Origin of the sequence: Immundisolibacter sp. (assembly GCF_028696615.1) — a bacterium.
Taxonomy (GTDB): domain Bacteria; phylum Pseudomonadota; class Gammaproteobacteria; order Immundisolibacterales; family Immundisolibacteraceae; genus Immundisolibacter.
In genome coordinates this window covers 42,831-51,520 of record NZ_JAQVGQ010000001.1, presented here as the reverse complement: position 1 = coordinate 51,520, position 8,690 = coordinate 42,831, and the positions used below count along the sequence as shown (strand labels likewise).

At 66.8% G+C, this 8,690-nt stretch carries 9 protein-coding genes; 2 read left to right on the top strand and 7 right to left on the bottom strand.

The window, feature by feature from the left end; genetic code table 11:
- Positions 1-258: 258 nt before the first annotated feature.
- The 6 genes from PHC73_RS00240 to PHC73_RS00215 all read right to left on the bottom strand — a co-directional run bounded on the left by PHC73_RS00240 (position 259) and on the right by PHC73_RS00215 (position 5,549).
- Positions 259-642, bottom strand: coding sequence for a sulfite exporter TauE/SafE family protein (locus PHC73_RS00240; protein ID WP_300123547.1), 384 nt, complete (start codon positions 640-642; stop codon positions 259-261).
- Positions 643-832: 190 nt separating this feature from the next.
- Positions 833-1,621: a 2-oxopent-4-enoate hydratase gene (gene dmpE, locus PHC73_RS00235; protein WP_300123546.1), complete on the bottom strand. Its 789-nt coding sequence runs from the start codon at positions 1,619-1,621 to the stop codon at positions 833-835.
- A 10-nt stretch (positions 1,622-1,631) separates the two neighbouring features.
- Positions 1,632-3,080 carry a 2-hydroxymuconic semialdehyde dehydrogenase gene (locus tag PHC73_RS00230; RefSeq protein ID WP_300123545.1) on the bottom strand — a complete coding sequence of 483 codons (1,449 nt, stop codon included), beginning with the start codon at positions 3,078-3,080 and terminating at the stop codon, positions 1,632-1,634.
- A gap of 147 nt (positions 3,081-3,227) precedes the next feature.
- Positions 3,228-3,677, bottom strand: a complete 450-nt coding sequence (locus PHC73_RS00225) for a heme-binding protein (RefSeq protein WP_300123544.1) — start codon at positions 3,675-3,677, stop codon at positions 3,228-3,230.
- A 9-nt stretch (positions 3,678-3,686) separates the two neighbouring features.
- Positions 3,687-4,610: a catechol 2,3-dioxygenase gene (locus PHC73_RS00220; RefSeq protein WP_366949760.1), complete on the bottom strand. Its 924-nt coding sequence runs from the start codon at positions 4,608-4,610 to the stop codon at positions 3,687-3,689.
- Positions 4,611-5,153: 543 nt separating this feature from the next.
- A complete protein-coding gene (locus tag PHC73_RS00215) occupies positions 5,154-5,549 on the bottom strand; it encodes a hypothetical protein (protein ID WP_300123543.1) in 396 nt (131 codons plus the stop codon).
- Between the two features lie 197 nt (positions 5,550-5,746).
- On the opposite strand from PHC73_RS00215, the gene PHC73_RS00210 reads away from it, so the two are divergent.
- Entirely contained in the window at positions 5,747-6,763 is a 1,017-nt protein-coding gene (locus tag PHC73_RS00210; RefSeq protein ID WP_300123542.1) for a ketopantoate reductase family protein, read from the top strand.
- A 133-nt stretch (positions 6,764-6,896) separates the two neighbouring features.
- Here the strand turns inward: PHC73_RS00210 and PHC73_RS00205 are convergent, their stop codons facing one another.
- Positions 6,897-7,133: a sulfurtransferase TusA family protein gene (locus tag PHC73_RS00205; RefSeq protein ID WP_300123541.1), complete on the bottom strand. Its 237-nt coding sequence runs from the start codon at positions 7,131-7,133 to the stop codon at positions 6,897-6,899.
- Between the two features lie 80 nt (positions 7,134-7,213).
- On the opposite strand from PHC73_RS00205, the gene PHC73_RS00200 reads away from it, so the two are divergent.
- Complete coding sequence (locus PHC73_RS00200; RefSeq protein ID WP_300123540.1) at positions 7,214-8,689, top strand: M48 family metalloprotease; 1,476 nt, start codon at positions 7,214-7,216, stop codon at positions 8,687-8,689.
- Position 8,690 lies beyond the last annotated feature (1 nt).

The following is an 8,690-nucleotide window of genomic DNA, read 5'->3' as shown; positions in this document are numbered from 1 at the left end:
CAGAACCTGACCGACAAGCGCTATTACGATGCGATCTACGAGAACGGCGCCCACGTCATCCCCGGCATCGGGCGCACCGTGCAGCTGGTGACCGAGATCAGGTACTGACGCCGGCGCCGGGGCGGGCCCGGCCCCGGCGCGGGTTACGCCAAAGGTCGCCGCCACACGGACCGACACCGCTTGGCAGCAAGCGGGCAAACGCCGGTCACGGTCGTTACAGCGATTCCCATAACGCGACCAGCCGTGCTTCGGCCTGGCTCAAAACCAGCCGAGGCGCTTGATCGCGCCAATCACCGCATGCACGCCCAAGCCGCACACGAAGATGCCAAACAACAGGCGCAGATAGGGACCATCCAGCCGATTGGCCGCTTCGGCGCCCAACCATGCACCGACAAACAGCGTCGCCGCAAGGATGACCGCTGCATGCACATCGACGTTGCCGTGGCGGTAATACTCGATGACGGCCGCCAGGCCGACCGGCGGCAACAGGACGGCAAGCGACGTCCCGGTCGCCTGGTGCTGCGAAAACCCAGCCCAGTACACCAGTGCCGGCACGATGAGAATGCCTCCACCGATGCCAAACAGCCCCGAAGCGAGGCCGCCGCCCAGTCCGATGAGTGCAAAGATCAACCACGATGGCATGGGTCGTCACCTGGAATGACAGTGCTCTATATCGGCCATCTGTGTCGCCGGCATTGCAGATGTCGACAAGGTGCGACCTGTGCCGAGCTGGCCGTCGCAGCTGCGCCGGCATGGAATCGCTGCATAAATCGGCGTTTCCATGCCGGCAGGATGCCCCGAACGCGAGCCGCGGCATCGCTCGGCGCCTCGGTCAGGCGAAACACACCGACGCGCTGCCCATGCCGCCGATGGTGACGCGCATGTGATCGCCGGCCTTGGCGCCGACCATGGTGGCCAGCGAGCCGGACAGGATCACCTCGCCGGCCTTGAGCGGGATGCCGCGCCGGCCGAGCGTGTTGGCGAGCCAGGCCACGGCGTTCAGCGGATGCCCCAGCGTGGCGGCGCCGGCACCGAGGCCGACGATTTCGCCGTTCTTCTCCAGGATCATGCCGCAGGTTTTCAGATCCACCTTGCGCGGATCGACCGCCCGGTCGCCCAGCAGGAACAGCCCGGCCGAGGCGTTGTCGGCCACGGTGTCCTCAATGCCGATCTTCCAGTCGCGGATGCGCGAATCACAGATCTCGAAGCACGGCATCACGCACTCGGTGGCGGCCAGCACCGCGGCGTTGGTGATGCCGGGGCCGAGCAGGTCGCGCTTGAGGATGAAGGCGATCTCGCCTTCCATGCGCGGCTGGATGAGGTTGCCCTCGATCGGCACCACGTCGCCGTCGTTGTACGCCATGCTGGACATCAGGTGTCCGAAGTCCGGCTGATCCACGCCCAGCATGCCCTGCACGGCCTTGCTGGTGGCGCCGATCTTCTTGCCGATGATGGTCTCGCCGTCGCGCTCCATGCGCCGGCGGATGATGCCGAGCTGAATCTGGTAGGCATCTTCGATGCCGATGTCCGGCTCGCGCGCCTTCAGCGGGTCCACCACGCGGGCGCCGCGCAGGGCCTGGTACAGCTCTTCGCTGTAGCTGTCGATCTTGGCCTTGTCCATGCGCCCCCCCTTACAGCTTGATGCAGATGTTCTTGAGTTCCGAGTAGAACTCGAGCGAGTGCACGCCGCCCTCGCGGCCGATGCCGGAGTACTTCATGCCGCCGAAGGCCGAGCGCAGATCACGCAGGAACCAGGTGTTGACCCACACGATGCCGGCCTCCAAACGCGCCGCCACGCGGTGCGCACGGCTGAGGTTGGTGCTCCACACAGTGGCGGACAGGCCGTACTTGGTGTCGTTGGCGAGTTCGACCACCTCGTCCTCGCTGTCGAACGGCGTCACCGACACCACCGGGCCGAAGATTTCCTGCCGCTGCGCCTTGCAGTCGCGGCCGAGACCGACGATCACGGTCGGCTCCAGGAACGCGCCGTCCTTGAGATGATCGGGCAGACCTTCCGGACGCTTGCCGCCGGTCAGGAAGGTGGCGCCATCCGCCTTGGCCGAGTCGAGGAAGCCCTGCACGCGCGCCAGGTGCTCCTTGGAGATCAGCGCGCCGAGCGTGGTGGCGGGGTCGGTCGGATCGCCGATCTTCACCGTGGTGCGGATGCGCTCCACCAGCTTGTCGAGGAACGCCTGGTACAGCGGGCGCTCCACGTAGATGCGCGACCCGCACAGGCACACCTCGCCCTGGTTGGCGAAGGACGAGCGCATCGTGGTCTCGATGCAGGCGTCGAGATCGGCGTCCGCAAAGATGATGTTGGGGTTCTTGCCGCCGAGCTCGAACGACACCTTCTTCAGGTTGGCCGCGGCGGCGCGCATGATGATCTGGCCGGTGGTGGTTTCGCCGGTGAAGGTGATGCCGTCCACGTCCGGGTGCTCGGTGAGCGCCGAGCCGGCCGAATCCGGGCCGAAGCCATGCACCACGTTCAGCACGCCGGCCGGCAGGATGTCCTTGGCGACGTCCGCCAGCAGCGCGGTGGTGGCCGGCGTCTCCTCGGACGGCTTGATGATGACCGTGTTGCCGGCCGCCAGTGCCGGCGCCACTTTCCAGGTGGTCAGCAGCAGCGGGAAGTTCCACGGCGAGATGATGCCGACCACGCCGAGCGGCCGGCGCAGCGCGTAATTGAGTGCGCCTTCCATCTCCCAGCACTCGGTGGCGACGTACTTGAAGTGCTCGGCGAACTGGATGAAGTTGGCGCTGCCGCGCGGGACGTCGACATGCCGCGCCAGCGTGATCGGCATGCCGTTGTCGGCCACTTCCGCCTGCGCGAACTCCTCGGCGCGCGCCTCGATGCCGTGGGCAAGCTTCATCAGCAAGCCCATGCGCTCGTTCAGTGGCATGCTGCCCCAGGGGCCTTTGAGCGCCGCCCGCGCCGCCGCTACGGCCTGGTCGATCTCGGCCTTGCCGCCCTCGTGCACCTTGGCGATGACCTGACCGGTCGCCGGGTTGATGTCGTCGAACGTGCGGCCGCTCGCCGAGGCGACGAATTGGCCGTTGATGAAGTGTTTGATTTCTTTCATGGTCAAAGGCTAGCAGGAAGTTGCAGGGCACCGGTCGTGGGGAAGACCGGCATCGGGCCGCTGCCGGATCGACAGCGCGGGGGCACAAACAATCGAGGCGACCGGCATCCGCCGGCCGCCAGACAGTCGACGGGTGGCCGCCGTGCGTCAGCTCTTGCCGGGCTCGGCCACCAGGCCGGCCGCCGCCAGGCCGGCGCGGGCGCAGATTTCGTCCTCCTCCTCGCTGCCGCCGGACACGCCGACGCCGGCGACGCACTCGCCGTTCACGTAAACCGGCACACCGCCGCCGAACACCACCATGCGCGGCACGGCGGCGATGCCTGCCAGCAGGCCGGGCGAGTTCATGCCCTCGAGCACCGGCCACCACTGCTTGGTGGGCAAGCCGAAACCGGCCGAGGTGGTGGCCTTGTCCTGCGCGATGGTGCTGGAGTGAAACGGCGCGTTCGGGTCGCGCGCAAACGCCAGCAGGTTGCCGCCGCGATCCATCACCGCCACCGCGACGCGAATGCCGAGTTCTTGCGCCTTGACCAACGCTGCACGCGCCACGGTGAGCGCGGCATCCCAATGCAGGGTGGTTAGCTGGACGGTTTTGGTCATGACGGGCCCTCAGGTGTTGGCGGTGACGAAGCTCTCGATCATCTTGTGGCCATAGTAAAAGATGCCCTTCGGCACCTCCTCGTGCGTCCAGGTCAGCACCGGCATGTCCGGGTAGCGGATGTAGCCGCCGTGGAAGGTCTCGTTGCGGTTGCCGGACGGGTCGAAGAAATAAATGGTCAGGCCGCGCGTGAGGCCGTGCCGGCCGGGGCCGTACTCCACCGGGATGTAGTTCTTGGACATGATGTCCGCGGCGTGGCGGATTTCTTCCCACGACTCCAGGTGGAAGCTGATGTGATGCAGGCGACCCTTGGATTCTTCGTGGATGAAAGCCACGTCGTGCGCCTTGTTGGAGCACGACAGGAAGGCGCCCACCATGGTGCCGTCCGGTGCCACGATGCGCTCGGTCAGATCGAAATCCAGCGCCTCCTGGAGCAGCTTGGCGGTCTGTGGGATGCTGTCGCCGTTGAGCAGGCAGTGGTCGAAACGCGTCGGGTGCATGCCCTTGAGACCATCCGGCCACACGTCCGGATTGACGTCCGGCAGGCCGTTGCCGACGTGCTGCTTTTCGGCGTACAGCTCGATCAGGTGCCCCGACGGCGTCTCGAAGCGCACCCGCTCGCCGGTGCCCTTGAGCTCGCCGGCCGGAATGCGCTCGATGGCCACACCATAATCGGTCAGGCGCTGCGCGTAGTGCTCCAGTGTCTTCTGGTCCAGCACCTTGAAGCCGTAGAAGTCCATGCCGGGGCTGTCCGCCTCACGCAGCACGATGCTGAACAGATCGTGCTCGTCCCAGGCCTTGAGGTACACCCGGCCCTCGGCATCGCGGGCGGTCTCGATCAGACCGATCATTTCCTTGTAGTGATGCAGCGCCGGGCCAAGTTCGAGCACGCGCAGTTGCACGTGGCCAGGGCGAAGAATGCCGGTCATGGACATGGGGGACTCCTCATAAGGTTGAAACACTCGACGACAGCGACGCCGGCCCCGGCGCTCGGTGCCTGGTGGCAAACTTTAACAGACCGTCGAAAAGGGCTGTGCGGCCCTTTTCGGCTCGCCGCGCCTCGCTGTTGTCCAGGCGCGACATCGACACATCAAGGACATGCCGATTTGTTTCGCGCGCAAGGCAGTCCTGCCATGCGCGGATATCGCGCCGGACCGCGGCTCAGAGTTTGTGAAGAAATGCGCGTCCTGCGCATTTCTTGCGTCACCCGTCCGGTACACGCCCGGACGGGCTCCCGCGAATCAAGCCCTCAAGGGCTCGATTCGCGTCCGGCCATCCCTGGCCGGCCTCGGAGCTTGGGAAATGCTGAAAAATTCCCTCCCTGGAATTTTTCAGCTCGCCGTCACGCGGTACACGCCCGCGCAACGCTCCGTGAATCAAGGGCTTACGCCCTTGATTCACGCCGGGGCATCCTGCCCCGGACGGAAAACACTGAACACTGAATAAATCAGCGTTTTCCTTGAAAAATTCACAAGCTCTCAGCGCAGCTGGATGCGCCCGCCGCCCGGGCGCCCACCGCCGGTCAGGCCGGCCGCCATGCCCGGCTCGGGCACCACGATGGACGAGGCCTGCTCACGGCGCAGCTCCTGCAGCTCGCGGGCGGTTTCCTCGAGCGCCTGCTGCGCCTGCGCCGGAAACTGCTCGACCGCCTCGGCCAGCGTGGCCGCCGGGATCTCGAACGTGAGCGGCAACGCACCCATCGGCGTGAGAATCTGCGTCTGGCCGATGAACTGCACCGGCCGTCCAGGGTCGGGCTGGCCGTCCACGGTCACCGGCTGCAGGCGCCGGATGCTGCCGACGCGACGGTCCGTGAAGACCTCTTCGACATACAGGTCGCTGGCTTCGAGCTTGAATTCCGGCATTGAGTTCGGCATGACAATCACCTCGACAAGGACACAAGGCCAGCGTCATGCACCAGCCCGTCAGGGCTGCATTCTAGCCTGCGAGCGGCCGGGCCCGCCGGCCGCCAGCCGCTTTGGCTGCACAATCCACCCGGCAGCGGCGAACGACACCACACCGCCGCGCGGCAGCGCCCCACGGGCGCATCACAAAACGGAGGAGATTGAACGATATGCGATTCATCATCTGCGGCGCCGGCGGGTTGGGCTCGGTGATCGGCGGCATGCTGGCGCGCGCCGGCGAGGACGTGACGCTGGTCGGCCGCCCGCGCCACATGGACGCCATCCGCGCCAACGGCCTGCGCATCACCGGCATTTATGGCGATTTCGTGGTGCGCGAGCATCTGACCTGCGTCACCCATCCGGACCAGGCCACAGGCAACTTCGACCTGATGATCCTGCTGACCAAGGCCAAGGACACGGAAACGGCGCTGGCCGAGGCCGCTTCGCTCAAGGACCGCGTGCGCATGGTGTGCTCGCTGCAGAACGGCATCGGCAAGGAACAGCGCCTGCGTGACTGGGCCGGACGCGACAAGGTGATCGGCGCCTCCACCATCGAGGGCGGCGTGCTACTCGAGCCGGGCCACGTGATGGCCGGCCTGACCACGCCGACCACGGCTTATTTCGGAGAACTCGACGGCGGCGTCACGCCGCGCATCGAGGCGGTGGTGGCGGCGTTCCAGAACGCCGGCTTCGGTACCAAGGCAGTGCCGGACATCCGCCAGGTGCTGTGGGAAAAGCTGATGCAGATCGGCACCGCCTCCGGCTGGTCGGTGAGCACGCTCGGCCTGCCGCTGACGTTTCCGGACGGGCTAGAAGTGCGCGAGGGCGCCGTCAACTACATCCTGCTGGCGCGCGACTTCCTGAAGGTCTACAAGGCCATGGGCTACGCGCCGCAGAACTTCTACGCGCCAATGGGGCAGTTCCGCGAGTACGACAGCCTGCCATTCGACGCCGCGGTGGACCTCATGATGCAGCTCGGCAGGCGGTTTCGGCAGCGCATGCAGGCCAGCGGCGAGACCGAGGGCCGCACCTCCATGCACCAGGACCTGCACCGCCGGCGCAAGATGGAAGTCGACGTGATCCTGAAGCCCTACCTCGACAAGGCCGCCGAGCTCGGCGTCGATGTTCCGGTGCTGCGCTACGTTTACGGCGTGGCCAAGGTGCAGGACGCGGCACTGGCGGACTGAAGGCCCGCTCAGGAAATGCTGCCGCAAAGGTCACTCCCGCGCGACGCTCGATGATGCCGTGGCTCCGCTATCGATTCATCATGCCGCGGCATCCGCCGCCGGACGGGAACCGCTGAATGAATCCGCGGTTCGCTCAGCGTTTTTGCACTACGATCCGGAACCGCTCGCCGTCGCGCTGCACCTCGAGCAGGCGGTCGCCGGACTGTTGGCAGAAGGCGGCGAAATCGTCCGGTGCCTTGCCGTCGGTGGCGATCACCAGCAGGCATTGCCCCGACTGCATGGCATTGAGCGCACGGCGCGCCTTGAGCACCGGCAACGGGCACAGCAGGCCGCTGGTGTCGAGTTCCTGGGCAATGATGGATTCGGTCATGACGGCGCGGGGCTGGCGTAATTCCGTACAAAGGATACTGTCTTAAGTCGGTAACCATCGCCTGCGTGCAATCCCCGCCCATGCTGCGTCGCCTGATCTGTGTTTTTTTGTGCCTGTGCCTGCCCGCCGCACAGGCTGAAATCGCGCTGCCGGAAATCGGCGACGCCGCCGGCGGCCTGCTGTCCGCACAGCTCGAACAGCGCATCGGCGTCGCCTTCATGCGCCAGGTACGCCAGCAGATGCCGCTGCTGGACGACCCGCTGGTGGTCGATTACGTAAGCAGCCTGGGCCAGCGCCTGACGCGCAATGCCGACGATGCGCGCAACGGCTTCAGCTTTTTCGTGGTGGTGGACCCGACACTGAACGCCTTTGCCGGCCCGGGCGGCAACATCGGCGTGCACAGCGGCTTGATCCTGACCACCCAAACCGAGGACGAGCTGGCGTCGGTGCTGGGGCACGAAATCGCCCACGTCACCCAGCACCACCTGCCGCGCGCGCTCGAGCAACAGCAGCGCATGAGCATGCCGACCATCGCCGCCATGCTGGGCGCGATCATCCTGGGCGCCTACGGCGGCGCCGATGCCGGCGCGGCGGCGATCACCGCCGTGCAGGCCGGCGCGGTTCAGAACCAGATCGACTTCACCCGCCAGAACGAATCCGAGGCCGACCGCATCGGCATCCAGACCCTGAGCGCTGCCGGCTTCGACCCGCAAGCCATGGCCGATTTCTTCGGCCGCCTGCACCAGGCGGTGCGCTTCTCGGCCGGTGAGCAACTACCGGCCTTCCTGCGCACGCACCCGGTGACGCTGGACCGCGTCGCCGAGGCGCGCGATCGCGCCATGAGCCTGCCCGGCCGGCGCCTGCCCGACAACGCCATGTTCGTGCACGTGCGCGAGCGGGTGCGCGTGCTGACCGCCGCCGCCCCTGCCGATGCGCTGCGTTACTACGAACAAACTCCGGCACCGGACGATGCCCACCAGGCGCGCGCCTGGCGTTATGGCAAGGCGCTGGCGCTGGCGCGCGCCGGACAATTGCCGGCCGCCGGTGCCGAACTGGCCGCCCTGCGGGCCCAGTGGCCGGACTTCCTGCCCTACCGCTGCGCGCAGGTAGAGCTGGCGCTGGCTGCCGGCCAGCCGGCGCTGGCCAGCGCGCAGGCGCGGGAGGACTTGAAGCTGTACCCGAACAACCAAGCGCTGCTGCTGCTGCTTGGCGAGGCCGAGCTGCGCGCCGGGCATCCGGCTGCCACGCGCGCCCTGCTCGGCGAACAGGTGCATCAGGCGCAGCCCTCGCCGCGGGTGCTGGAGCTGCTGGCGCGGGCCGCCGAGCAACGCGGCGACAAGATCGAGGCTTATCAGATGCGCGCCGAGTACCACGTGCAAAACGGCCGTATCGAGATGGCGCTCGAGCAGTTGCGGCAGGCCAGCAAGCTGCAGCCGATCGCCTATGCTCAGCTCGCCACCATCGAGGCACGCATGCGCCAGCTGCAGGACGAGCTCGAGTTCGAACACCAGTACTTCGGCCGCCGGGCGCTGTTCGCCAACCACCCGGGCGAGTAAT

Excerpts from the sequence above, each read along its gene's own strand:
- PHC73_RS00240 (WP_300123547.1), bottom strand. The coding sequence starts at position 642 with ATGCCATCGTGGTTGATCTTTGCACTCATCGGACTGGGCGGCGGCCTC.
- dmpE (WP_300123546.1), bottom strand. The coding sequence starts at position 1,621 with ATGGACAAGGCCAAGATCGACAGCTACAGCGAAGAGCTGTACCAGGCC.
- PHC73_RS00230 (WP_300123545.1), bottom strand. The coding sequence starts at position 3,080 with ATGAAAGAAATCAAACACTTCATCAACGGCCAATTCGTCGCCTCGGCG.
- PHC73_RS00225 (WP_300123544.1), bottom strand. The coding sequence starts at position 3,677 with ATGACCAAAACCGTCCAGCTAACCACCCTGCATTGGGATGCCGCGCTC.
- PHC73_RS00220 (WP_366949760.1), bottom strand. The coding sequence starts at position 4,610 with ATGTCCATGACCGGCATTCTTCGCCCTGGCCACGTGCAACTGCGCGTG.
- PHC73_RS00215 (WP_300123543.1), bottom strand. The coding sequence starts at position 5,549 with ATGCCGAACTCAATGCCGGAATTCAAGCTCGAAGCCAGCGACCTGTAT.
- PHC73_RS00210 (WP_300123542.1), top strand. The coding sequence starts at position 5,747 with ATGCGATTCATCATCTGCGGCGCCGGCGGGTTGGGCTCGGTGATCGGC.
- PHC73_RS00205 (WP_300123541.1), bottom strand. The coding sequence starts at position 7,133 with ATGACCGAATCCATCATTGCCCAGGAACTCGACACCAGCGGCCTGCTG.
- PHC73_RS00200 (WP_300123540.1), top strand. The coding sequence starts at position 7,214 with ATGCTGCGTCGCCTGATCTGTGTTTTTTTGTGCCTGTGCCTGCCCGCC.